General features: G+C 64.7%; 16 protein-coding genes, 1 tRNA gene and 2 pseudogenes. 16 read left to right on the top strand and 3 right to left on the bottom strand.

Going from position 1 to position 23,544, the window contains the following annotated elements; all coding sequences use genetic code 11:
- Complete coding sequence (locus ACQY5A_RS13900; RefSeq protein ID WP_428340919.1) at positions 1–1,047, bottom strand: WD40 repeat domain-containing protein; 1,047 nt, start codon at positions 1,045–1,047, stop codon at positions 1–3.
- A gap of 601 nt (positions 1,048–1,648) precedes the next feature.
- Between ACQY5A_RS13900 and ACQY5A_RS13895 the strand changes: the two genes are divergently transcribed.
- The 3 genes from ACQY5A_RS13895 (at position 1,649) to ACQY5A_RS13885 (ending at position 5,663) form a co-directional block, all read left to right on the top strand.
- On the top strand, positions 1,649–3,541 hold the full coding sequence (locus ACQY5A_RS13895) for a tetratricopeptide repeat protein (RefSeq protein WP_428340918.1): 1,893 nt from the start codon (positions 1,649–1,651) through the stop codon (positions 3,539–3,541).
- A gap of 54 nt (positions 3,542–3,595) precedes the next feature.
- Complete coding sequence (locus ACQY5A_RS13890; RefSeq protein ID WP_428340917.1) at positions 3,596–4,810, top strand: class I SAM-dependent methyltransferase; 1,215 nt, start codon at positions 3,596–3,598, stop codon at positions 4,808–4,810.
- 82 nt (positions 4,811–4,892) lie between these two features.
- Positions 4,893–5,663 (top strand): hypothetical protein, encoded by a 771-nt coding sequence (locus ACQY5A_RS13885; protein ID WP_428340916.1) that lies wholly within the window; start codon positions 4,893–4,895, stop codon positions 5,661–5,663.
- Between the two features lie 13 nt (positions 5,664–5,676).
- Here the strand turns inward: ACQY5A_RS13885 and ACQY5A_RS13880 are convergent, their stop codons facing one another.
- Positions 5,677–6,435: a hypothetical protein gene (locus tag ACQY5A_RS13880; RefSeq protein ID WP_428340915.1), complete on the bottom strand. Its 759-nt coding sequence runs from the start codon at positions 6,433–6,435 to the stop codon at positions 5,677–5,679.
- Positions 6,436–6,722: 287 nt separating this feature from the next.
- Positions 6,723–6,796, bottom strand: a tRNA-Leu gene (locus tag ACQY5A_RS13875).
- A 243-nt stretch (positions 6,797–7,039) separates the two neighbouring features.
- Between ACQY5A_RS13875 and ACQY5A_RS13870 the strand changes: the two genes are divergently transcribed.
- From ACQY5A_RS13870 to ACQY5A_RS13810, 13 genes and pseudogenes are all read left to right on the top strand, one after another.
- A complete protein-coding gene (locus tag ACQY5A_RS13870; RefSeq protein ID WP_428340914.1) occupies positions 7,040–7,960 on the top strand; it encodes a PPE family protein, SVP subgroup in 921 nt (306 codons plus the stop codon).
- A gap of 70 nt (positions 7,961–8,030) precedes the next feature.
- Positions 8,031–9,227, top strand: a complete 1,197-nt coding sequence (locus ACQY5A_RS13865) for a PPE family protein (protein ID WP_428340913.1) — start codon at positions 8,031–8,033, stop codon at positions 9,225–9,227.
- 122 nt (positions 9,228–9,349) lie between these two features.
- Positions 9,350–9,647, top strand: a pseudogene (locus ACQY5A_RS13860) (WXG100 family type VII secretion target).
- 32 nt (positions 9,648–9,679) lie between these two features.
- On the top strand, positions 9,680–9,964 hold the full coding sequence (locus tag ACQY5A_RS13855) for a WXG100 family type VII secretion target (protein ID WP_428338374.1): 285 nt from the start codon (positions 9,680–9,682) through the stop codon (positions 9,962–9,964).
- 364 nt (positions 9,965–10,328) lie between these two features.
- Positions 10,329–11,102 carry a response regulator transcription factor gene (locus ACQY5A_RS13850; RefSeq protein ID WP_428340912.1) on the top strand — a complete coding sequence of 258 codons (774 nt, stop codon included), beginning with the start codon at positions 10,329–10,331 and terminating at the stop codon, positions 11,100–11,102.
- Between the two features lie 18 nt (positions 11,103–11,120).
- Positions 11,121–12,605: a sensor histidine kinase gene (locus tag ACQY5A_RS13845; RefSeq protein ID WP_428340911.1), complete on the top strand. Its 1,485-nt coding sequence runs from the start codon at positions 11,121–11,123 to the stop codon at positions 12,603–12,605.
- A 385-nt stretch (positions 12,606–12,990) separates the two neighbouring features.
- Entirely contained in the window at positions 12,991–13,080 is a 90-nt protein-coding gene (locus tag ACQY5A_RS13840) for a potassium-transporting ATPase subunit F (RefSeq protein WP_428340910.1), read from the top strand.
- On the top strand, positions 13,081–14,742 hold the full coding sequence (gene kdpA, locus ACQY5A_RS13835) for a potassium-transporting ATPase subunit KdpA (RefSeq protein ID WP_428340909.1): 1,662 nt from the start codon (positions 13,081–13,083) through the stop codon (positions 14,740–14,742). It begins immediately after the preceding gene.
- A gap of 1 nt (position 14,743) precedes the next feature.
- The gene (gene kdpB / locus ACQY5A_RS13830; RefSeq protein WP_428340908.1) at positions 14,744–16,912 is read left to right on the top strand and encodes a potassium-transporting ATPase subunit KdpB; all 2,169 of its coding nucleotides are present in this window, start codon (positions 14,744–14,746) and stop codon (positions 16,910–16,912) included.
- 1 nt (position 16,913) lies between these two features.
- Positions 16,914–17,864, top strand: a complete 951-nt coding sequence (locus tag ACQY5A_RS13825; protein ID WP_428340907.1) for a potassium-transporting ATPase subunit C — start codon at positions 16,914–16,916, stop codon at positions 17,862–17,864.
- 62 nt (positions 17,865–17,926) lie between these two features.
- Positions 17,927–20,474, top strand: a pseudogene (locus ACQY5A_RS13820) (DUF4118 domain-containing protein).
- Positions 20,467–21,147 carry a response regulator gene (locus ACQY5A_RS13815; RefSeq protein ID WP_428340906.1) on the top strand — a complete coding sequence of 227 codons (681 nt, stop codon included), beginning with the start codon at positions 20,467–20,469 and terminating at the stop codon, positions 21,145–21,147. The pseudogene ACQY5A_RS13820 and the gene ACQY5A_RS13815 overlap by 8 nt, the downstream one beginning before the upstream one ends.
- 163 nt (positions 21,148–21,310) lie before the next feature.
- Positions 21,311–23,104, top strand: coding sequence for an NAD-binding protein (locus tag ACQY5A_RS13810; protein WP_428340905.1), 1,794 nt, complete (start codon positions 21,311–21,313; stop codon positions 23,102–23,104).
- Positions 23,105–23,544: the final 440 nt, after the last annotated feature.

Here is a 23,544-nt window from a genome sequence, read left to right as displayed (position 1 = left end):
CTAGGCCGGTGTCGGCTGCAGCGTCAGCAGGTCGGAGAACGCCCACGCGTGCGGGGCGGTCAGCTCGTCATCCGACGTCGACGCATCGGTCGGCGCGGCCGCTGCGGAGATCTCCAGCTCGGTGACTGATCCGGCGTAGTCGGCGATGTAGAGCCGCTTGCCGTCCGGACTCTCCACAGCGCACGACGGCTGGCCGCTGACGGTGATGGTACCGAGCACGTCCTGGGTCGCGGTCGACCACACGGTCACGTGCTGATCGCCGACCAGGTAGACCCGGTCTCCCGACCGGCCTACGGTCAGCTGGGCAAGTGTCCCCGCAGCGTCACCGATCTTGTAGGTGGCTTTGATCGCCGAGTTGCGGACGTCGACGATGTCCAGCACGGTGCCGAAGTCGGGACCGCAGCTGCCCACGTAGGCCGTGGCGCCGTCCGGGCTGAGCGCGATATCGCGGATGGGCGAACCGATTTCGACGCATCCGACCACCCGGTTGCGCCGCGTGTGGATCATCAGCAGCTCCGCGGTGGTCGCACCATTGGCTGCGGCGTACAGCCGTCGGCCGTCGGGGCTCACCCGCACGCAGCCAACAGTGGTGGCAGCGATGCGAACGTAAGTCTGCTTGCCGGTCGAGGTGTCCAGGGTTGCCACGCCGGCACCGTCGGCGCCGGTCCGGCTCGTGTAGACGTACCGCCCGTTCGGGCTGACCACCAGGTCGGTGATGCCGAACTCGACCGGGTAGGTCGCGACGATGCGCTCGGAGTCGGTATCGAAAGCCAGGATCTCGTCGAACGACGTCGACACGCTGCTCACGTAGGCCCGGTTGCCGGCCATCGCGACGGCGGCAGGTTCGACGACGTCGGTGACCGTCAGCCTGGCCGCGCCGCCCATGGTGCCGATCAGCGAGACACTGTCGTCGCCATAGTGGGTGACTGTCAGCATTGCGCCGTCAGAGCGCACGGCAATGCCGCTGACCGCGCCGCGCCCGGCAGCGATCGTGCCGACGGCCGTGAAACCCGCCGCTTCATTGAGGTCAAAAATTACATCGCTCACAGTGGTACCAGCTTCCTTATTGGTCCGTGGTGGGCGGACGTTCGGCATCCAGGCGGTCAACGCTTCTCGCGGTTCAATGCTTCCCCGAACCGCTCCTCGGGTGCCGACGTGGCCCAGCCCAAACACCCGGGCATCGAGCGCCACTCCCCATGAGTCTAATGCCTGAAATTACTCAGAGAATGGCGCGTTTTCAACGACTGTCGCCCATGTCACTCGAGTAACTCAGGACGTCCTTATCCAACATCCGTCCAGCGCCGCAATCGATTTCGGTGAGCAAACACGGCAACCCGTTGCACCAGGTAGTTCATAGTTTCCGCTAACCGAAAGTGAATCGGGCCAGTGTTATTCGTAGATGAGGATTTCTTATCCACTCACGCAAAGGAGTCCTACATCACAAGAATTCGAAAAGCCGCGCCGGTGGTCTTCGATTGCCCGGCCGCCGAGGGTGACCGGATAATTCCAATCAACCGCCGGTCACCCGCCTAACCGCATGTTCTGTCGGACAGCAGGTTTCAACGCTGACGCGGCCGCCCACCATTGGGACGGCGCATAAGACGCCCCGAAGGTACGGTTTTTGACAGTCGGAACTACGGGAGGCGTCATGGCACACGACGAGCCGTTGATCGTCGTGTTTGGGACCATAGGCGGTGGCACGTCGGCCGTTGCGAGCGTGCTGCACCACCTTGGCGTCTTCATGGGCACGGAGTTCGGCGCGAGTTACCGTGAATTGCAACAAAATTGGGAGGATGCCGGGATCGGCCAGTTGTGCCGCAGGGCCGTCAATGCGAAGAGCGGACAGCTTCAGATGGAGCCTCATTTGTTCCAGGAGAAGCTCAGAATTTGGGCTGATGGTCATCGCCGCGCAGCCCACGCCTTGGACCGGCGCCCAGGCGTCAAGCATCCCCTGCTGTGCGCTGCGGTCGATCTGCTCGATGATGCCTGGGGTCCGATCGTTCCGGTGGTGGTGGACCGGCCACTTGCCAAGGTATTGGCGACTCTGAAGCGGCTCGATTGGTGGCCGGACGAACAGGACGGCGTCGAGTCAACGACACATCTCCTCGCCGCGCGCGACCTGTCGCTGGCGAACAGGCCGAAGGTCCACGTCGACTTCGAGGAACTCCGCACCAGTCCCGTCCCCGTCATCCGTCGCCTCGCCGACGAACTCGGCCTCGTGGTGACAGACGACCAACTGGAAGCGGCCGCCAAGGGCATTGTGGGGACCGCCAGCATGCCCCGCGACGTCGATCCGTTTCAACGTTTCATCGATCAGCTGTTGCCCGCGGTGGAGCGCAACCCTGAAGACGTCCAGTCGTTGTCCCTGTTAGGTCAGGTCTATTTCGATTCTGGCGACCACGCCAATGCCCGCACGTGGTACGAGCGAATGCTCGAAGTCGGCGGCAGCTCCGACGAGGAAACCTTCCTGGCGAAGTTTCGCATCGCCGAGTCGATGGAAAAGCTGGGGAGACCATGGCATCAGGTTCAGGACGCTTATCTGCTGGCCTGGGAATTCCGGCCGGCCCGCGCTGAACCCCTGTATTGCATCGCTCGACACCACTTCAACGAGCAGCACTACCGGCTCGCCTACCTGTTCAGCGAGCACGCCGCCGAGATCCCGCGGCCCGACGGCGACATGCTCTTGCCGTATCCCGACATCTACGCCTGGCGTGCCGCCGACGCGCAGGCGAAGTCCGCGTTCTGCCTCGGCGAGCACATAAAAGCCTTCGCACTGTGGCGGCAACTACTGACGTTTCCCGATATCCCTGACGGCGAACGACAACGAATCGCGGCAAACCGCGATGAAGCGGTGCCGGCCATGATCGAGGCAGCGTCTGGTTATCCGGACCCGTTGGTGCGCAACTCCATCGCTGAGCAAGGCCGTGTTCGCGCGCACCATCGTGGCGACTCCGACGCAGAGGTCACCGTCAGCCTGATCGCCGGACCGGACCTGGTCTCCACCCAGCAGGCGCTCAACTCGTTCCTGAACTGCTGTAACGACGTATCACGCGTCGGACGGTTTCTTCTGATAGATGCCGGGCTATCAGCCGCCGACCGGGAAATACTCAAGGCGCTCTACGAATTCGTCGAAATCGTGAATCTCGGCTCGGACGCAGAAGGCATCCAACTCGCGCAGGTACGCGAACTCATTGACGGGCGTTTTTGGCTGCATCTGGATCAGAATTGGCGGTTTTTCGCGCCCGAGCAACTCATCACCCGCCTGGCCGCGGTACTCGACGCGGAGGCAAATGTGTTCCAGGTGGCCATCAATTTGGCCGGCGCGCTCACGCTGATCGGTGAAATCGCGCCGGAAGATGTTGTTCTCAGAACACCCGACACCGGCCGCTATGTCCTGCTGGACAGGGTGGCCGGCGGTCCGGCGATGTTTGATACCGGAAGGCTGGATCACGCCGACCGCGCCAGTGGACCTGTTGCCGGACCGCAGACGGCCAGCCTCGACGAAGTGCTGTGCATCACCGCGTCAGCCGTCGATGGATGACCTCCGTGACAGACTCGTCCTGGTTGCCGACCTGTCGAAGGAGTCATTGCTGACGTGAACGACGACGCGCGCGCCGACATCGTCAGTCGCCAATACGAGCGGTGGCGGTACCCGCATCCCATCCGCGACCTCACGACGTGGACGGTCACCAACTGGGAATGGTTCGACCCGGTCCACGCCCACCGAGTCCTGTGGCCCGACCGGGAATACCGGCCCGACCTCGACATCCTGATCGCCGGATGCGGCACCAACCAGGCCGCGGTCTTTGCGTTCAACAACCCCACCGCAAAAGTGGTGGCGGTCGACGTCAGCCAGCCGTCGCTGGATCACCAGCAGCACCTGAAAGACCAGCACGACCTGCGCAATCTGGAGCTGCGTCGGCTTCCCATCGAAGAATTGTCCACGCTGGGTCTCGATTTCGACCTGGTGGTGTCGACCGGCGTGTTGCACCACATGGCCGACCCCCTCGTCGGCATGAAAGCACTAGCTGAGTGCCTGCGGCCAGACGGCGTTGCGGCCCTCATGCTTTACGGGAAATACGGCCGCATCGGAGTCGAGCTACTGGAATCCATCTTCCAGGACTTGGATCTGCAGCAGGACCAGGCGTCGGTCCAGATCGTCAAAGACACCGTCGACGCGCTACCGGAGGACCATCCGGTGCGAAGCTATCTCCAGCGGGCGCGCGATCTGCAGGACGACGCGGCGCTGGTGGACACCTTTCTGCACGGCCGCACGCGCAACTACACCGTCGACGAGTGCATCGAGCTCGTCGACTCGGCCGGGCTCGTCTTCCAGGACTGGTTTCACAAGACGCCCTACTACCCGCACGAAATGTTCGTGGCGCCAAGCGAATTCATCACTATCGCCGATGCGCTGCCGGAGCCGAGGCTGTGGTCGGTGATGGAGCGCGTCCAGACGCGTAACGCTTGCCACTTCTTCATGGCGTGTCGCCCCGAGCGTCCGAAAGACAATTACCAGATTGACTTTTCGACCGACGCAGCTCTGAACTACATTCCGCTGCTGCGCATGCGGTGCAGCGTCTCGGGCACCGAAGCCGTGTGGGCAGGTGGAATTCGCCTGCCGCTCAACGTGGCCCAATTGGCGTTTGTGCAAAATGTCGACGGCCGTCGTACGATTCGAGAGATCGCCCGCATAGTCGCACAACAGGACGATCAACTGACCGTGGAGGACGTGGAAAGGTACGGCCGCACACTGTTTCGATCGCTGTGGCGAATCGATTTCATGGCGATGGCACTGACCGCCGACTAACAGGAGGGCTCTCGTTACAGCTGACGGCAATTCGTCTACTGATGACGGACCATCCTCCCGCGGTGGGGAGCAGAACCTCGACATGGGGCCTGTCGCCGACGGCCCGAAGGTGTTCATAGCGACGCCGATGTACGGGGGTATGGCCGCCGGCACCTACACCATGTCGCTTGCGCACACACCGGCCGCGTTCTTCCGAAATGGAATTGGGCTGTTCTACAGCGTCGCGATGAACGACAGTCTCGTACCGCGCGCCAGGAACTTCCTCACCGCTCAGTTCCTCAACTCTCCGGCAACCCATTTGATGTGGATCGATGCCGACATCGGGTTCGACCCCGTCGCCATCGTCCGCATGGTCCAAGCCGACAAAGACATCGTTTGCGGCATCTATCCCAAAAAGGAAATTCACTGGCGCGAGGTGGCGCGAGCAGCCAAACAAGACGTGCCGCCCGAGCGCCTACATGAATACGAACGCTCATTTGTGTTGAACCTCATCGACAATTCCCCCGATCGAGTAACCGCCGACGGCCTGGTCGAAATTGCCAACGCCGGTACGGGATTTATGTTGATCAAACGCGGTGTATTCGAAGCCTTGGCCGACGACGCGCCGTCCTACGTGGACGGCTCGACCCCGGGCATCCCGCTCAAAGCGTTCTACGCCGTCAGCATCGACCCCGACTCGGGAAACAGCCTGCTGTCAGAGGACTTCCACTTCTGCAAAATGGCACGCGACCGCGGCTTCAAGATCTACGCGGCCCCCTGGGTGCGCCTGAACCACACCGGGACCTACATATTCGGGAATCGCAGCGCCGGGAGCACCTCCGCCGAGTCGCCACAGGCGCCGCACGGGAACTAGCCGGTGCCGACTGCTAACGCCGGACCAGCCACTTCGGTTCGAGCTGGCTTTCGAACACATACGGGCCCGTGTGAGTGAGACGTACCCACGGGGCCGCATAGACCTTGAACTCGTGACTGCGCGCGAGCCTGCAGAAGTAGTAGTCCTCCGACACCAGCTGGCTCGTCTCACGGTCGATGCCTGTGCTGTAAAACTCCTTGACCAACTTTCCGTCGACAATGTAGCTGGGCACTTCGTTGCCCAAAGCTTCGAAGACCCCGCGCCTGACCAGCATGAATCCGGTTCCGCCAGCGCCGATTTCGACTAGTCCGTCGGAGTCGGCCGAAGCGTCACCAGCAGGGATGTCGACTTCGTCCATATAAAAGAATCCCACGTGATTTTTCAGCTCTTCTGGCGGGACGCCGTCACGGACAGCTTGGGCGACCCGCTCCCAGTGGATTGCCTTCAACGGATAAGTCCCGCAAATGACGTCCCGATCAGCCACCATCATGCTGACGATGTCGACGGCGTTGAACCCGATATCCGCGTCGATCCACATCAAATGAGTGGCGGACGTGGTGAGGAACTCATGAGTCAACATGTTCCTGGCGTTTGCCACCAGCGCGTCATTCATCCGGTACTGGTAGAGCAGGCCAACCCCACTTTGCATAAAAACGGCCGGCGTTTGCGCCAGCGACCAGGTGTATGTCCCCGTCGCCATTCCCCCGTACATCGGTGTGGCGATGAATACGGTTGGCGTACTCCCGGCAGCGGGACTCGGCTGATCAACCACCGCGCAACTATATGACCTCGAACGGGCGGTCCGTCGGCTGGAGCGCTGGCGGCATGCAGGCGAACCCGGTTTGCTGAACGACGCCCAACCACCATCGCCCACCTGCCCGATCAGCTGGTCCGGCATTTCTGGTGGGGCGGATTGCGTAAAGAATCCGTCAACACGCTGGCCGTCCCGGTTCCGTTTGGTCACAGTGGAAGTTGTGGACGGCGTTGTCCACTACCGCACACGACAGATCCTGAGAGCGCGCTGATACGAACCTGAGACGACCGGCAAATCAGCGACTGTGCCCCCAGTCGGACTCGAACCGACACTTGACGGATTTTAAGTCCGTTGCCTCTGCCGATTGGGCTATGGGGGCCACCGACGAACATAGCGCGTCGACTCCCGAGCCTGATAGGGAGGCTAAACCGCTGGTCGCTGAGAGTCTGGTGTTAAAAATAAGGACTCCACGTTAAGAAGCCATTAACGAGGTAGGCGACGGCGCTCAGGTTACGTCAAGGTATAGCCATGGAACCGCCGCCGGTTACCAGCAACCACTGATCGTGACCAACGTGGCCGACCTCCTCGACGGGGTCGGCTTCTTGCCACCCAGGAGAGACATATGTCGTTCGTCAACACCCAGCCCGCAGCAATCTCTGCGGCTGCGACCCAGCTAGAGGGCCTCGGCAACTCGTTTGCCGCGGAAAGCTCGGCTGCCGCCAGCTCGACCACCGACGTCCTTCCCGCGGCCACCGACGAGGTGTCGATCCTGCAGGCCGGGGTCTTTTCGACGTACGGCCAGCTGTACCAGTCGGTCAGCGCTCAGGCTCAGGCCATCCACCAGCAGTTCGTTCAACTGCTGAACCAGAGCTCCGGCTCCTACCAGGACACCGAGTCGGCCAACCAAGCCGGTGCCGCCGCGAACGCGCTGTCCAACGGGGCGGGCTCCGCCTCTGGGGCCGCCTCGCAGGCCGCGACCGACCCGATCAGCACTCTCGCCGGCCTGATCAGTGGATTGGCCGCCACCATCACTGCCTCACCCTTGAGCAGTAATATCGGCAACCTCCTCAATATCAACACCGGTAACTACGCATCGGCCGCCTCGGACATGATCGGTGTGACCAGCGGTGGTCTGCTTACGGCGCTGTCCGGTCCCGCAACCGCCGGCGCCGACATCGGTGGTCTGGGATCCGCTCTAGCCACCGACGTCGGCCCCGCAGCCGGAGCCGCCGGCGGCGGTATCGGCGCGGCGCCGGTGCTGGCCTCGGCAGGCGCGGGCTCGTCGATCGGCGGCATGTCGGTGCCGCCGAGCTGGGCCGGGGGCGCCGCCGGGATCCCGGGGGCAAGCACGCCCGTCACGCTGGCGTCGCAAACCATGCCCATGGGCACGGCAGGAGGGGTCTCCACCGGCACTCCGGGCACGATGGCCGGGATGCCTGCCGTCGCCAACGGCGGTCGCGGCAGCGGCTCGAGCTTCGGGGCCCCGCGCTACGGCCTCAAGCCAAAGGTCATGCCGGCGATTCCGAAGCCGACCCTCACCTGATCGCTTGACGGCCAGACCTGGCCCACCCAAACCAGCGCACATCCAACTCCCAATAGACAGGAATTGAGACATGGTTTTTGATTTCGCCGCCCGCCCCCCGGAAGTCAACTCGACGATGATGTACTCCGGCGCCGGAGCAGGACCAATGATGGCTGCCGCCTCGACGTTCGGCACCCTGAGCTCGGAGCTGAGCACCAACGCAGCAGCCTACGAATCGGTCATCTCGCAGCTGACCGGTACGGACTGGACCGGTCCGTCGGCCACCGCGGCCGCCACCGCGGCTCAGCAGAACATCGACTGGCTGAACACCACCTCGGTGCAGTTGCAGGAAGCGGCCGCCAAGGCCACCGCATCGGCAGCGGCCTACGAGGCGGCCTTCTCCGCCACGATCCCGCCACCAGTGGTGTACGCCAACCGGGCTCAGCTCGCGGCGCTCGTCGCCACCAACATTTTGGGGCAGAACACCCCGGCGATCGCGGCGAACGAGGCGATGTACGGCGAGTTCTGGGCGCAGGACGCCACCGCGCTGACCACCTACGCCGCCAACGCAGCCGCCTCTGCGCAGGTGACGCCGTTGACCGAACCGGTCCAGAGCACCAACCCTGGCGGGACGGGAGCACAGGCTGCCGCGGTGGGCAACGCCGTGAACAGCAACGCGTCGAACTCCGGGCTCAACGGTCTGCTCGGCAGCCTGCAGGGCGCATCAAGTGCGGCTGCCGTGCCGGCGGCCACCGCGGCGGCAGCCGATCCCCTTACCTCGCTTTACGGTTCGGTCCAGGCCCTCATGGGTGCTCCCTTTATCTCGAACTCGATCAACACGATCAACGTCACTGGCTCGTGGTTCCTGTTCATCGGTATGTCGGCCATCCCGCTGTTGACGCACTTCGTGGCGGGTGCTCCGTTCGGCTTCACCATGGGTGACGCCACCCCGCTCGGCGCAGGTCTGGGCTTCGGCACGACGCTGGCGGGCGCGACATCCGGTGCCGGCGGGGCCACGTTGGCCGGTATGGGAACGGCGGCTGAGGTCGGCGGGATGTCGGTCCCGGCCGGTTGGGCAGCTGGCGCTCCGGGCGCCGCGGCCGAAACCACGTTGGCGGGGACGGGCTGGACCGCGAGCGTCGACGAGGCCGCCACTGGCATGGGCGGCGCCGGCATGAACGGTGTGATGCCGGGAATGGCTTCTGCCGGCGGGAAGTCCGGCATGGGTATCGGCGGACCGCGCTACGGCGTCAAGCCGAAGGTCTTCCCGAAGCAGGTATTCGTCTGATGACGGGGAGGGGGACGGTGCCGCCCGCTTGAGACGACCGCTGATCTCAATGCCACCGCCTCGACCTCGCGGCAGACGGCGTTGCTATCAGTACCATAAATTCACAGATCAAGGAGAGAGATATGCCTACTCGTTTTATGACTGATCCGCACGAGATGCGGTCGATGGCCGGCCGTTTCGACGTGCACGCCCAGACGGTGGAGGACGAGGCCCGCAAGATGTGGGCGTCGAGCGCAGAACATCGCCGGAGCTGGCTGGAGCGGTACCGCTCAGATGACGTCGCACGACACCATGGGCCAGATGAACACCGCGTTCCGCAACATCGTCAACATGCTGCACAGCGTGCGCGATGGGCTGATCCGTGACGCCAACAACTACGAGGCCCAAGAGCAGGGCTCGCAGCAGATCCTGTCCAGCTAGTCCATCACCGACACTTCACAAGGAGAACACTCATGTCGATCAGTTACCAGTTCGGTGATGTCGATGCCCACGGCGCGATGATCCGTTCGCAGGCCGCTTCATTGGAGGCCGAGCACCAGTCCATCGTTCGCGATGTACTGGCTGCCGGTGACTTCTGGGGCGGCTCGGGTTCCGTAGCTTGCCAGGAGTTCATCACCCAGCTGGGTCGCAACTTCCAGACCATCTACGAGCAGGCCAACAGCCACGGCCAGAAGGTGCAGACCGCCGGCAACAACATGTCGAGCACCGACTCCGCCGTCGGCTCGAGCTGGGCCTGACACCACCCGCACGACCGTTTGTGGCCCGCACACCAAGGTGTGCGGGCCACAACTGATTTCGTAGCATCCCGCTTCGAGCGTGCGCATGGCGACGCTACGGTCGCGCTGAGGATCAGCCATATCATTTGGCGGTAAAGGAATCTGGCCGCCACGTTGGCGCAGCGGGCAGCCACATCAAATCCAGCCGTCATGAAATACGTTGCAGAGAATCCTTATTCACGCTTCCCCGTACCGAGTGCATGGATCGGGCGCATCGACGGACGGATATCCGCGCTGTGAAGGGGACATTCACCGCACCACCGCACATTTGAGAACCGTATGAGCTTCGTGACAATGGTGTGTGCTGCGGGGAGAATCGACAAGCATGGCGGGCATGTCGGGAATCACTCGCGAGCAGCGGCCGCGTCAGGCCATCCTCGGCCAGCTCCCCCGGATCAGCCGGGACGACGGATCGCCGATCCGGGTCCTGCTGGTCGACGATGAGCCGGCGTTGACCAACCTCGTCAAGATGGCCCTGCACTACGAAGGCTGGACCGTCGAGGTCGCCCACAACGGCCGCGAAGCCGTCAACAAGTACGACGAAGTCGAACCCGACGTGTTGGTCCTCGACATCATGCTTCCCGACATCGACGGCTTGGAGATCCTGCAGCGAGTCCGGCGATCAGGGCCCTACACCCCCACGCTGTTCCTGACGGCGCGCGACTCGGTGATGGACCGGGTGACCGGCTTGACCGCGGGCGCCGATGACTACATGACCAAGCCGTTCAGCCTCGAGGAGCTGGTCGCCCGGCTGCGAGGCCTGCTCCGCCGTTCCAACCACCTCGCGCCACCGGCGGAGGAGAGCCTCACGATCGGTGACCTCACGCTCGACGGCGCGAGTCACGAGGTTCACCGCGCCGGATCGTTGATTTCGCTGTCCTCAACCGAATTCGAGCTGTTGCGGTTCTTGATGCGTAACCCGCGCCGGGCGCTGACCCGCACTGAAATCCTGGACCGGGTCTGGAATTACGACTTCGCCGGGCGCACCAGCATTGTCGATTTGTACATTTCGTATCTGCGGAAGAAGATCGACGCCGGCAGAGACCCGATGATCCACACCGTGCGAGGTGTGGGGTACATGCTCCGCCCGCCGGCTTAACACCGAGGTGGCAGTGGAATGACCGGGGCCCCAGCGACTCCGTGGTGGCGGCCGCGCACACTGCGTCACCAACTTGTCCTGGGCGTCTCGGCGGTGGTCACGATCGTCATGCTGGTGGTCGGCGTCATCTCGGTGGTCAGCCTGCGGGCCTATGTCAACGCGATCAACGATGCGGAAGTCTCCGAATCGCTTGATGCACTTGACCACTCGTACGCGAAATACCTCGCCGGTCAGATCGTTCCGCATCGTGAACTCGAAGCCGCCATGATGAGATTCACCGAGCAGAACCCGGGAAATGTCATCGCGGTGGTGCACGGCGGCGACGTGCTTGGTTCGGCGATCTTTTACGAGGACAACCCGCAACCCGCCTCACCCGACGTCATCACGGCCATCAAGGCGCGGCCCTGGCGCGACGGCGAGATACATACCGCGAAACTGGGCAGACTCGGTCCATACCGGGTGAGCAGCCAGCACACCGGCACCGGCGATCTGCTGGTGGTCGGAGTATCACTTGACCTGGTCGATAAGACCATCAACCGCCGAATCGTCAGCGCGACAGTGCTTTCCATCGCGGCGCTACTGGTGACCGCGGGCCTGACCGCTCTGGTGGTCGGCTACGCGCTGCGGCCACTACGCCGGGTCGCGGTCACCGCAGCCGAGGTGGCCGGTACGCCGCTCACCGGTGACGAGCACCGCATCACCACCCGGGTCCGGCCCGACGACACCGACCCCGACAATGAGGTGGGCATCGTCGGGCACACCCTGAACCGGTTGCTGGACAACGTCGACAGCGCGCTGGCTCACCGGACCGAATCCGATCGGCGAATGCGCCAATTCCTCACCGACGCCAGCCACGAACTGCGGACGCCGTTGGCGGCGCTCCAGGGCTATTCCGAGCTCACCCGCCAGGACAGCGCCGCGCTACCCCCCACCACCGAGTACGCGTTGGCCCGGATCGAGTCGGAGGCCCGCCGGATGACCTCTTTGGTCGACGAACTGCTCCTGCTTTCGCGCCTGGACGAGGGCGACGACCTGCGCACTGAGGACGTCGACCTGGCCGACATCGTTCTCAACGCATGCAACGACGCCGCCGTGGCAGCGCCGAGCCACAACTGGGTCAAGGACCTGCCTGACGATCCGGTCTGGGTGAGCGGCGACTCGGACCGCCTGCACCAATTGGTGAGCAATCTGCTGACGAACGGCTGGGTCCACACCCCGGCCGGGGTCACCGTGAAGACGGCCATCACGTGCCAACGCTCGAGAACCGACGAGCCCCATGCCGAGCTGACGGTGGCCAACAACGGGCCCGACATCGGTCCCGAACTGCTTCCCCATCTCTTCGATCGTTTCGTGCGAGCCAAGGACGCCCCCGCTGAAGGTGGCGGAAACGGTCTCGGCCTGGCTATTGTCGACTCGATCGTCAAGGCCCACAACGGATCGGTCGCGGCCGAATCCGCAGGGGGCCGAACCATTTTCCGGGTGCGCCTGCCGCTGGCGAAGTAGCCTGCATCACATCACGCTCAGCAAACGCTTCTTCCGCTTAAGCCACATTTGAAGGCGTTGACCATCACATCTCGCAAACACGAATTGTGCGACACACTGTAAAGAAAGCGTTAGCGGCGGCGCTTTTTGACATCTGCGGCGCTTAACTTCTTTCCAGACCTCATCGTCACGACTAAATTTGCATGCCGGAACTAATACTCGACCGCCGATCGGCCTGACCGGCTTGTCACGAACGGAGAAGCGATGTCCGTGGTTGCCTACGTCCTGCTGACGGTGGCGGTGTTCGCCGTCCTGGGCTACGCGCAGAAGCTGGTCGAGAAGCTGTGAGCCGCGCGTACGACGCGGTGGCACGTATGGACGGCGCCAATACTCAGGGGGCGCGCACATGAGCCTCGACAACATCGTCGGCCTCGCGCTCGCGGCCGTACTCGTCGTCTATATGGTCGTGGCGCTGTACCTTCCGGAGAAGTTCTAGGTGAGCACATCCACCGTGGGGATCGCCTTACTGTTGCTGGCACTGATCGCTGTGCACGTGCCGCTCGGCGACTACATGTACCGCGTCTACACGTCGGAGCGCGACTGGCGAATCGAGAAGGTGATCTACCGCGTCATCGGCGCCGACCCCAAAGCCGAACAGCCGTGGTATGCCTACGCGAGAAGCCTTTTGGCGTTCTCGGCGGTCAGCGTGCTGTTCTTGTTCTTCTTTCAGCTGCTGCAGGACAAGCTGCCGCTACACCTGCACGATCCGGCGACCACGATGACGCCCTCGCTGGCCTGGAACACCGCGGTCAGCTTCGTCACCAACACCAACTGGCAGGCCTACTCCGGGGAGTCCACCCAAGGTCACCTGGTGCAGATGGCCGGGCTGGCCGTGCAGAACTTCGTCTCCGCCGCAGCAGGAATCGCCGTGGCGATCGCGCTGGTTCGTGGGTTCGCCCGCAGCCGGACACACGAAATCGGCAACTTCTGGGTCGACCTGGTCCGGGGAACCGTGCGTATCCTGCTGCCGCTCTCGGTCATCGGCGCGATCGTGCTGATCGCCGGCGGTGCGGTTCAGAACTTCCACCTGTACGACCAGGTAGTCACCACGCTGGGCGGCACGCCGCAGACCATTCCCGGCGGGCCGGTCGCCAGCCAGGAAGCCATCAAGGAACTCGGCACCAACGGCGGCGGGTTCTACAACGCCAACTCGGCGCATCCCTTCGAGAATCCGAACAGGTTGACCAACTGGGTCGAGATATTCCTGTTGCTGGCCATCAGCTTCTCGCTGCCGCGCACTTTCGGCCGGATGGTGGACAGCACCAAGCAGGGCTACGCCATTGCCGCGGTCATGGGAGTGCTGGCGACCGTCAGCCTGGTGATGCTCGAAGTATTACAGCTCAGCCACCACGGAACCGTGCCCACTGCGGCGGGTGCGGCGATGGAGGGCGTGGAGCAGCGTTTCGGTGTGGCGAATTCCGCGGTGTTCGCCGACGCGACCACGCTGACGTCAACGGGCGCCGTCGATTCCGCCCATGACTCCTACACCAGCCTCGGTGGCATGGTCCAGATGTTCAACATGCAGATCGGCGAGGTCGCTCCCGGCGGGGTCGGCTCGGGCCTGTACGGCATGCTGATCATGGCTATCCTCACCGTGTTTGTCGCCGGGTTGATGGTCGGCCGCACCCCGGAGTACCTCGGCAAGAAGATCCGGCCGCGCGAAATGAAGCTGGCGGCAAGTTATTTCCCGGTCACCGAACTGCTGGTGCTGGTCGGGACCGGCGTCGCCATGGGGCTACCGGGACCGCGGGCCGGCATGAACAACACTGGACCGCACGGACTTTCGGAGATTCTCTACGCGTTCACCTCCGCGTCCAACAACAACGGCTCCGCTTTCGCCGGGCTTTCGGTGAACACCACCTGGTACAACACCGCACTCGGTCTGGCGATGGTACTCGCCAGATTCCTGCCGATGATCCTCGTGCTGGCGCTGGCCGGTTCACTGGCCCGCCAGGGCCGAACGCCGGAGTCGCCCGGCACCCTCCCCACCCATCGACCGCAGTTCGTCGGTCTAGTCGCGGCAGTGACGGTAGTTCTGTGCGCCCTGACTTTCTTGCCGGCTTTGGCGTTGGGCCCCCTCGCTGAAGGAATTCATTGAGATGACAAGCTCAACGGCTACCAAGCCACGTTCCACCCGGTCGGCGCGTCCCCACCACACCGTCCCCAAGCCAGTACAGGGCGGACTCATCGATCCCGCGCTGCTGTTAAAGGCACTGCCCGACGCGGTGCGCAAGTTCGACCCGCGCACGCTGTGGCGCAACCCGGTGATGCTGATCGTCGAGATCGGCGCGCTCTGGTCGAGCGTGCTGACAATCCACAACGGGTCCTGGTTCGGCTGGCTGATCGTGTTCTGGCTATGGCTGACAGTGCTTTTCGGCAACCTTGCCGAAGCCGTCGCCGAGGGGCGGGGCAAAGCCCAGGCCGACACGTTGCGCAAGTCGAAGGCCGACACCATCGCCCGACGGCTACGGGGCTGGGCACCCGGCAAGCCCGGTACCGAAGAGGACGTGCGCGCGCCGGAACTGCAGAAGGGCGACATTGTCGTCGTCGAGACCGGGGAAACCATCCCGGGCGACGGCGAAATCGTCGAAGGCATTGCGTCGGTGAACGAATCGGCGATCACCGGCGAATCGGCCCCGGTGATTCGCGAGTCCGGTGGCGATCGCTCCGCGGTCACCGGCGGCACCACAGTGCTCTCCGACCGCATCGTCGTCAAGATCACCCAGGAGCCGGGCAAGAGCTTCATCGACCGGATGATCGCGCTCGTGGAGGGCGCCAACCGGCAGAAGACCCCGAACGAGATCGCGCTGAACATCCTGTTGGCCGCACTGACCATCATCTTCCTGTTCGCGGTGGTGACCCTGCAGCCGCTGGCGATCTACGCCAAGCTCAACAACCCGGGCGTGGCCGACACCGCTGCGTTGACCGGGAACGGGGTAGACGGCGTCGTCCTGGTGGCGCTGCTGGTTTGCTTGATTCCCACCACGATCGGCGCGCTGCTGTCCGCGATCGGCATCGCCGGCATGGACCGGCTGATCCAGCGCAACGTGCTGGCCATGTCGGGCCGCGCCGTCGAAGCGGCCGGTGACGTCGACACGCTGCTGCTGGACAAGACCGGCACGATCACCCTGGGCAACCGCGAGGCCGCGGAGTTCATCCCGGTCGACGGGGTCTCACCTGAGGACCTGGCGGATGCCGCTCAGCTGTCCAGCCTGGCCGACGAGACCCCGGAGGGCCGCTCGATCGTCGTGTACGCCAAACAGACCTACGGGCTGCGGGAGCGCCCGCCGGGCGAACTGAACAACGCGCAGTGGATCGAGTTCACCGCGACGACCCGGATGTCCGGTGTCGACATCGACGGACGGCAGCTGCGCAAAGGCGCGGCGAGCTCGGTGGCCAACTGGGTTCGCGATCAGGGCGGCACGATCCCGGCCGCTCTCGGCGACGTGGTCGACGGCATTTCGGCGGCCGGCGGGACGCCGCTGGTGGTCGCCGTGGTCAGCAACGGCGACCACGGCACGAACGCCGGGGTGCTCGGTGTCATCCACCTCAAGGACATCGTCAAGCACGGCATGCGGGTCCGCTTCGACGAGATGCGCAAGATGGGCATCCGGACGGTGATGATCACCGGCGACAATCCGTTGACCGCCAAGGCAATCGCCGACGAAGCCGGCGTCGACGACTTCCTCGCCGAAGCCACGCCCGAGGACAAGCTGGCACTGATCAAGCGCGAGCAGCAAGGTGGCCGACTGGTCGCCATGACCGGCGACGGCACCAACGATGCGCCGGCCTTGGCGCAAGCCGACGTCGGTGTGGCGATGAACAGCGGGACCAGCGCGGCCAAAGAGGCCGGCAACATGGTCGATCTGGACTCCGATCCCACCAAGCTCATCGAGATCGTCGAGATCGGCAAGCAGCTGTTGATCACCCGCGGCGCGCTGAGCACGTTCTCGATCGCCAACGACATCGCCAAGTACTTCGCGATCATCCCGGCCTTGTTCGTGGCGTTGTTCCCCGGACTGGCCTCGATCAACGTCATGCGGCTACACAGTCCGCAATCGGCGATCCTGTCCGCGGTGATCTTCAACGCGATCATCATCGTCGCGCTGATCCCGCTGGCGCTGCGCGGCGTTCAGTACACGCCGAGCAGCGCGTCGAAGTTGTTGAGCCGCAACCTCTACATCTATGGCCTGGGCGGGGTCGTCGCTCCGTTCATCGGTATCAAGCTGATCGACCTGGCCGTGCAATTCATTCCCGGGATGGGCTGACATGAACTTTTCTCGCGTGATTCGTCAATACTGTGCGGCGCTGCGCGCGCTGCTGGTGCTGACGGTCATCACCGGTTTCGTCTATCCGCTGGTCGTGTGGGGCATTGCTCAACTTCCCGGTCTGCACGTGAAGGCGAACGGCTCGATCCTCAGCGTGTCGGGCCGCAATGGTTCAGAAAGGCCGGTGGGCAGCAGGCTGATTGGGCAGTCGTTCACCGACAAGAACGGCAACCCGCTGCCGCGGTACTTACAAAGCCGGCCCTCGGCGGCCGGGGCCGGCTACGACCCCACCGCGTCGGGCGCCAGCAATCTGGGACCGGAGAGCATCGTCGACACGCCCGCCGATCCGGCCAAGCTGACCCAGGGCACTGATCCGTCCGACGCCGGCTTCAAACCCAGTCTGCTGACCCAGGTGTGCTCGCGCAGCCTGGCGATCGGCCGGCTCGAAAAGGTGGACGGCTCACGGCCGTTCTGCACCGGGGGCGGCGTCGGCGCCGTGCTGTCGGTGATCGGTCCGCGCGACCGGACCGGCAATGTCATCCACCCGGTCACGGTGGTGAGCGTCAACGAGCCCTGCTCGAAGCCCGGGAGCCCGCCCTCCACGGCGTTCCAGCGGCTTTACCTGGGTGTGGTGGTGCAGTGCGCTCAGTACGGCCGCGACTATTCGGTCGGTCAGCTCATTCCGGTTCGCGGCTCGGCGCCCGAGCAGCCGGAGGTGCCGACTGATGCTGTGACGGCCAGCGCCAGTGGCCTGGATCCCGACATCTCGCCGGCCTACGCCGAACTGCAGGTGCCCCGGGTGGCGCGCGCCCGCGGCATCAGTGTCGGCCAGGTGCGCGACGCGGTGCGCCACAACCAGCACGGACGCCTGCTCGGCTTCGTGGGCGAGCCGGTGGTCAACGTGTTGGCGGTGAATCTCGAGCTGGATCGCGTATCACCGGTGAAGTCTTGACCCTTCCGGTGGATGATGGCGAGGTGACCTCCTCAAACGAGCCGCCGACCGACGACGATCCGCTGGCTCACCGGGTGTACAAGCAGCGACGTGGCGAGCTGCGCATCTACCTCGGCGCCGCGCCGGGTGTCGGCAAGACCTGCGCCATGCTCGGCGAAGCGCATCGCCGGCTGGAGCGCGGCACCGACGTCGTCGCGGCGGTCGTGGAGACGCACGGCCGCAAAAAGGTCGGCGAGCTGATCCAGGGCATCGAAGTGGTTCCGCCGCACTACATCTCCTACCGCGGAAGCACGTTCGCGGAGCTCGACATCGAGGCGGTGCTGAGCCGCAAGCCGGAAGTGGCGCTCGTCGACGAATACGCCCATAGCAACATCCCGGGCAGTACTCACGAAAAGCGTTGGGAGGACATCGAAGCGCTGCTCGACGCGGGCATCACGGTGATTTCCACGCTCAATGTCCAGCACCTGGAAAGCCTCAACGACGTCGTCGCCCAGATCACCGGCGTCGAACAACGCGAAACGGTGCCTGACGAGATCGTCCGTAAGGCAGCTCAGATCGAACTGGTCGACATCACGCCGGAAGCGTTGCGGCGCAGGCTTGCTCACGGAAACGTGTACCCCTCGGAACGGATCGACGCGGCGCTGACCAATTACTTCCGCGCCGGCAACTTGACCGCGCTGCGGGAAATCGCGCTGCTGTGGCTTGCCGACCAGGTCGACTCCGCGTTGGCGAAATACCGCGCCGACAAGAAGATCACCGACACCTGGGAGGCCCGCGAGCGAGTGGTCGTCGCGGTCACCGGCGGACCCGAGTCGGAGACGTTGGTGCGCCGGGCTTCTCGCATCGCGTCGAAGTCCAGCGCGCAACTGATGGTGGTGCACGTTGTCCGCGGCGACGGGTTGTCGGGGGAGTTCCCGCGCGAGATGGGCAAGGTGCGCGAGCTGGCCGGCAGCATCGGAGCCACCGTGCACACCGTGGTCGGCGACGAGGTGTCGTGCGCGCTGCTCGACTTCGCCCGCGAGACGAACGCCACCCAGTTGGTGCTCGGCAGCTCACGGCGGTCGCGATGGGCCAGCATCTTCAGTGAGGGCATCGGTGCGGCGACCATCAAGAACTCGGGCAAGATCGACGTCCACATGGTCAGCCATGAGGCGGCCAACCGTGGCTTGCCGTTCTCGACGATCCCACCCCGCACCCGCCAGGTGGTGTCGTGGCTGGCCGCCGTCGTCTTACCGCTGGCGATCTTGGCCATCACGATGCGGCTTGATCCGACCCTGGACGTCGGCGGGAAATCGGCGCTCTTCTTCGCCGGGGTGGTGGGCGTGGCTCTGTTCGGCGGGGTGGCGCCGGCGGTGCTGTCGGGACTGTTGTCCGGGGCGCTACTGGTCTATTTCCATACCGAGCCGCGGTATTCCTTCGCCGTCAAGAGCCTGAGCAATGCCCTGACCATCGTGATCCTGCTCGGGGTCGCGATGGCGATCGCGGTGCTGGTGGACGCCGCCGCAAGCCGCGCCCGGGAGGCCAGGCGGGCCAGCCAGGAGGCCGAGCTGCTCTCGCTGTTCGCCGCGTCGGTGCTGCGCGGAGCCGACCTCAACTCGCTGCTCGAGCGGGTGCGCGAGGCCTACTCCCAGCGGTCGGTGTGCCTGGTCCGTGAGGTGGACGGCCGCTTGATTCCGGTCGCCGGCGTGGGCACTGAGTCCTGCGTGACGGTCGATTCCGCTGACACCGCGGTCAAGGTCGCTGACGAAGAATTCTGGATGCTGATGACCGGACGTGGCCTGACCGGCCGCGACCGCCGGGTGCTCTCAGTGGTCGCGACGCAGGCGGCAGGGCTGGTCAAGCGGGGTGAGCTCGCCGAAGGAGGCCGACAAGGTCAAATCGCTCGCCGAGGCCGACGAGCTGCGCCGCCTGCTACTGTCCGCCCTCGGCCACGACCTGCGCACTCCGTTGACCGCGGCCAAGGCGGCGGTGTCCAGCCTGCGCGCCGAGGACGTCTGGTTCTCGCCCGAGGACACCAGCGAATTGCTTGCCACCGTGGAGGAGTCGGTCGATCAGCTGACCCTGTTGGTGGCGAATCTGCTGGATTCGTCCCGGCTGGCGGCCGGTGTGGTTCGCCCCGAACTGACCGAGGTCTACCTCGAAGAGGTCGTCCAGCGCGCGCTCGTCGGCATCGGCGGGCGCACCACGATCTACGGGCGGGCGAGCATCGACCGGGTCAAGGTGGAGGTCGGCGGTACGGTCGCGATGGGCGACGCGGGTCTGCTGGAACGCGTGCTGTCCAACGTGATCGACAACGCGCTGCGCTACGCGCCGGCCAGCTTCGTGCGGGTCAATGCGGGCCAGGTCGGACCGCGGGTGTTGATCAACATCGTCGACGAAGGGCCCGGAGTGTCCAAAGGCGCCGCGGAGCAGATGTTCCAGCCGTTCCAGCGGCTCGGCGATTTCGACACCACGACCGGTCTGGGCCTGGGCTTGTCGGTGGCCAAGGGTTTCATCGAGGCGATGGACGGGACTATCACCGCCACCGACACCCCGGGCGGCGGGCTGACCATCCTGATCGATATGGCCGGCCCACTACAGGACCGGCCGAGGAGCGAAGCCGGTGACTAGGGTGCTGGTGGTCGATGACGACCCCCAACTCCTGCGCGCGCTGCGGATCAATCTCTCGGTGCGTGGCTACGAGGTGATCACCGCATCGACCGGGTCGCGCGCACTGACGGCCGCCACGGAACACCCTCCGCAGGTGGTGATCCTCGATTTGGGGATGCCGGACATCTCGGGCATCGAGGTGCTGGCCGGTCTGCGCGGCTGGCTGACGGCCCCGGTGATCGTGCTGTCCGCGCGCACCGACTCGTCCGACAAGGTCGGCGCACTCGACGCGGGCGCCGACGACTACATGACCAAGCCGTTCGGCATGGACGAGCTGCTGGCCCGGTTGCGCGCCGCGGTGCGACGGGCGACGGTCGCCAGCGGCGCGGACAACCCGGTGGTGGAAACCAGGTCGTTTCTCGTCGACCTCTCGGCGAAGAAGGTGATCAAGAACGGCACCGAGGTCCACCTGACCCCCACCGAGTGGGGCATGCTGGAAATGCTGGTGCGCAATCGCGGCAAGCTGGTCGGCCGCGAAGAGTTGCTGCGCGAGGTGTGGGGACCCAAATACGCGACGGAAACCCATTATCTCCGTGTGTTTCTCGCGCAATTGCGGCGCAAACTCGAGGACGACCCGTCGCACCCGTCTCATCTGCTGACCGAGGCAGGCATGGGATATCGCTTCGAGGCATGAGAGTTGTTGCGCAGGAACAGGTTAGCGTCTGCGACTGGCGACCCGGGCCATGCCAGCAAAATCAAGCGCTGCGGCCGGATCAGGTAAACCTGTGGTGTAACCTATTTCAGTAGCAGCGCGAGCAAAGCCGATACCCACCCGTGCGGAGTGGCGGACGAGAAAAATGCAGCATCACATCATTGTCAGCGGTGACGATGCGCTGGCCACCACCATCATCGAGGAGCTGGAAAGCGCCGGCGCCAACGTCGTCAGGCTGGGCATCGGCAACCTCACCGGTGTCAGCGACGAATTAGAGCGCGCCGACGTCGCCGACGCCCTGGCAGTCGTCTGCGCCGGTGACGATGACGCGGCCAACCTCGAAATCGCTCTGCTGGCACGACGATCCAACCCGTCTGTGCGCGTGGTCGCCAGGCTGGCGAATGACGTGCTGCGCGCGGCGGTGGCCGCCGACAACGGACCGGGTGCGATCCTCGACGTCGCCGAACTGACCGCACCATCCGTCGTCGAGGCGTGCCTGGCGCGCCGGGCCCACCCCTTCGAGGCGGCCGGGACCCAGTTCCTGGTCTCCGGCAGCGAGGCGCCGCGGGCGGCGACACTGCGCGAAATCTACGGCGACCTGGCTCCGGTGGCGATCATCCACGGGGAGAATTCGTCGAGCCCGGGTGAAATCGAAGTCTGCCCGACCCGCAATCAACGGGTGCTCGCCGGCGACCGGGCGGTGATGATCGGCACGGCCGACGAGTCCGCCGAACGCGGTCTCAAGGTCCGACGGCCGGCGGCAACACGGTACCGACGAGTCGGGCTGCGACGGGTGTTCGACGCGGTCCGCACCGTCGTCAACGACTTCAACCCGGCGTTCTATCCCGCCCTGGCGGCCGCCCTCACCCTCATCGTCATCTCAATGCTGCTGTTGCGCTTCAACTATCAGCACCCGCGGATGTCCTGGGTCGACGCGTTGTACTTCACCATCGAGACGATCACGACGACGGGCTACGGCGACTTCAGCTTCGCTCACCAGGAGACGTGGCTGCGCATGTTCGCCGCGGGCTTGATGTTCGGCGGGGCGACCACCATCGCCCTGCTGGTCGCGTTCATCGCCGACGTGTTGCTGTCCCGGCGCTTCGTGTTCGCCTCCGCGCGACCGCGGATGCGCCACCTGCGCAACCACGTCATCGTCGTCGGATTGAGCGCCCTCGGGATGCGGGTGATCTCCGACCTGGTCGAGGCCGGGTATGACGTCGCGGTCGTCGAGATCAACGAGGACAACCGATTCCTGTCGGCGGCGCGCGCGCTGGACGTGCCGGTGATCTTCGGTGACGCCACGCTGAAGCAGACGCTGGACGCGGCGCGCGTCCAGCGGGCCCGCGCGGTAGCGGTGTTGACCCGCGACGACATGATCAACATCGAAACCGGGATCGTGCTGGCCGAGATGCTGGGGCCGAAAGTGATGCCCAAGGCCGGCAAGCGCGCCGATATCTCCGTGGTGCTGCGGGTCTACGACCGGGCGCTGGGTCTGGCGGTCGCGCAGCGTTTCGGCTTCGAGAACGTCCGCTCCTCGGTCGCGCTGGCGGCGCCGTGGTTCATCGGCGCCGCGATGGGCGTCGAGGTGCTGGGCACCTTCTCGATCGGCCAGAGCTCGTTCATGGTCGGCGCGATGCTGGTGGCCGAGGGCAGCGAACTCGACGGCCTGCCGATGGGCCACTTGTCGAGCCGAACACGCGTGATCGCGATTTGCCGGCAGGACTCGCCCATCGACTTACAACCGCGCCACGAACACAAGCTTCGCGACGGCGACACCGTCTATCTCGTCGGCCCTTACCGGGACCTGGTGGCCACCCTGCGCAAAGGGCTACCGCCCCGGCACGTGGTCACCGTGGAGAACGTTGCCGACGATGCCGCGGAACCGTCCGAGCAGACCGACGACGCCGGCGTGAGCCGCCAAGCGCGGACCGGCTGAGCCATTCAGGCAATTTTGACAACATCCTTACGGAAACCTGGCAACTCGCTGTAGAGGAGCTCTGCCGGCGGGATACCGCACAGGCCAAGCCTTAGAATCGGGCATCCGCGTCGGCGCTGGGGAGCAAAAACGGACGTCGACGCACGGGTGAACCTGAGAAAAATGAAGGATTAACCTGAGAGATATCGGTGTCTGCCGCCGCGGAAAGTCATAATGCACCGGCGCCGAATTGTATATCTCCAGCTGGAAACCGATAATGACATGTCTGCCAGCAACGACAGTCTGCCGGCGGGGCGCGTATGGCAGACGCAGACACCACGGATCAGGCCGCCTGCTCGACCATTGTCGGAAAGGGGACGCCATGCATTCGGGGAGCTCTGAGCCAGAATGTCGACCGGGCCAGCCGGTGACTTCATCGGCGGTCCGGGTCGCGGACAAGT

It is taken from the genome of Mycobacterium sp. (genome assembly GCF_965277065.1).
Classification (GTDB): domain Bacteria; phylum Actinomycetota; class Actinomycetes; order Mycobacteriales; family Mycobacteriaceae; genus Mycobacterium.
This window is presented reverse-complemented; position numbering and strand designations above follow the sequence as displayed.

What these genes read in the sequence shown, in the direction of transcription:
- ACQY5A_RS13850 (WP_428340912.1), top strand. Translation starts at nt 10,329, where the DNA reads ATGGCGGGCATGTCGGGAATCACTCGCGAGCAGCGGCCGCGTCAGGCC.
- ACQY5A_RS13855 (WP_428338374.1), top strand. Translation starts at nt 9,680, where the DNA reads ATGTCGATCAGTTACCAGTTCGGTGATGTCGATGCCCACGGCGCGATG.
- ACQY5A_RS13825 (WP_428340907.1), top strand. Translation starts at nt 16,914, where the DNA reads ATGAACTTTTCTCGCGTGATTCGTCAATACTGTGCGGCGCTGCGCGCG.
- ACQY5A_RS13810 (WP_428340905.1), top strand. Translation starts at nt 21,311, where the DNA reads ATGCAGCATCACATCATTGTCAGCGGTGACGATGCGCTGGCCACCACC.
- ACQY5A_RS13895 (WP_428340918.1), top strand. Translation starts at nt 1,649, where the DNA reads ATGGCACACGACGAGCCGTTGATCGTCGTGTTTGGGACCATAGGCGGT.
- kdpB (WP_428340908.1), top strand. Translation starts at nt 14,744, where the DNA reads ATGACAAGCTCAACGGCTACCAAGCCACGTTCCACCCGGTCGGCGCGT.
- ACQY5A_RS13845 (WP_428340911.1), top strand. Translation starts at nt 11,121, where the DNA reads ATGACCGGGGCCCCAGCGACTCCGTGGTGGCGGCCGCGCACACTGCGT.
- ACQY5A_RS13840 (WP_428340910.1), top strand. Translation starts at nt 12,991, where the DNA reads ATGAGCCTCGACAACATCGTCGGCCTCGCGCTCGCGGCCGTACTCGTC.
- ACQY5A_RS13865 (WP_428340913.1), top strand. Translation starts at nt 8,031, where the DNA reads ATGGTTTTTGATTTCGCCGCCCGCCCCCCGGAAGTCAACTCGACGATG.
- ACQY5A_RS13885 (WP_428340916.1), top strand. Translation starts at nt 4,893, where the DNA reads ATGGGGCCTGTCGCCGACGGCCCGAAGGTGTTCATAGCGACGCCGATG.
- ACQY5A_RS13870 (WP_428340914.1), top strand. Translation starts at nt 7,040, where the DNA reads ATGTCGTTCGTCAACACCCAGCCCGCAGCAATCTCTGCGGCTGCGACC.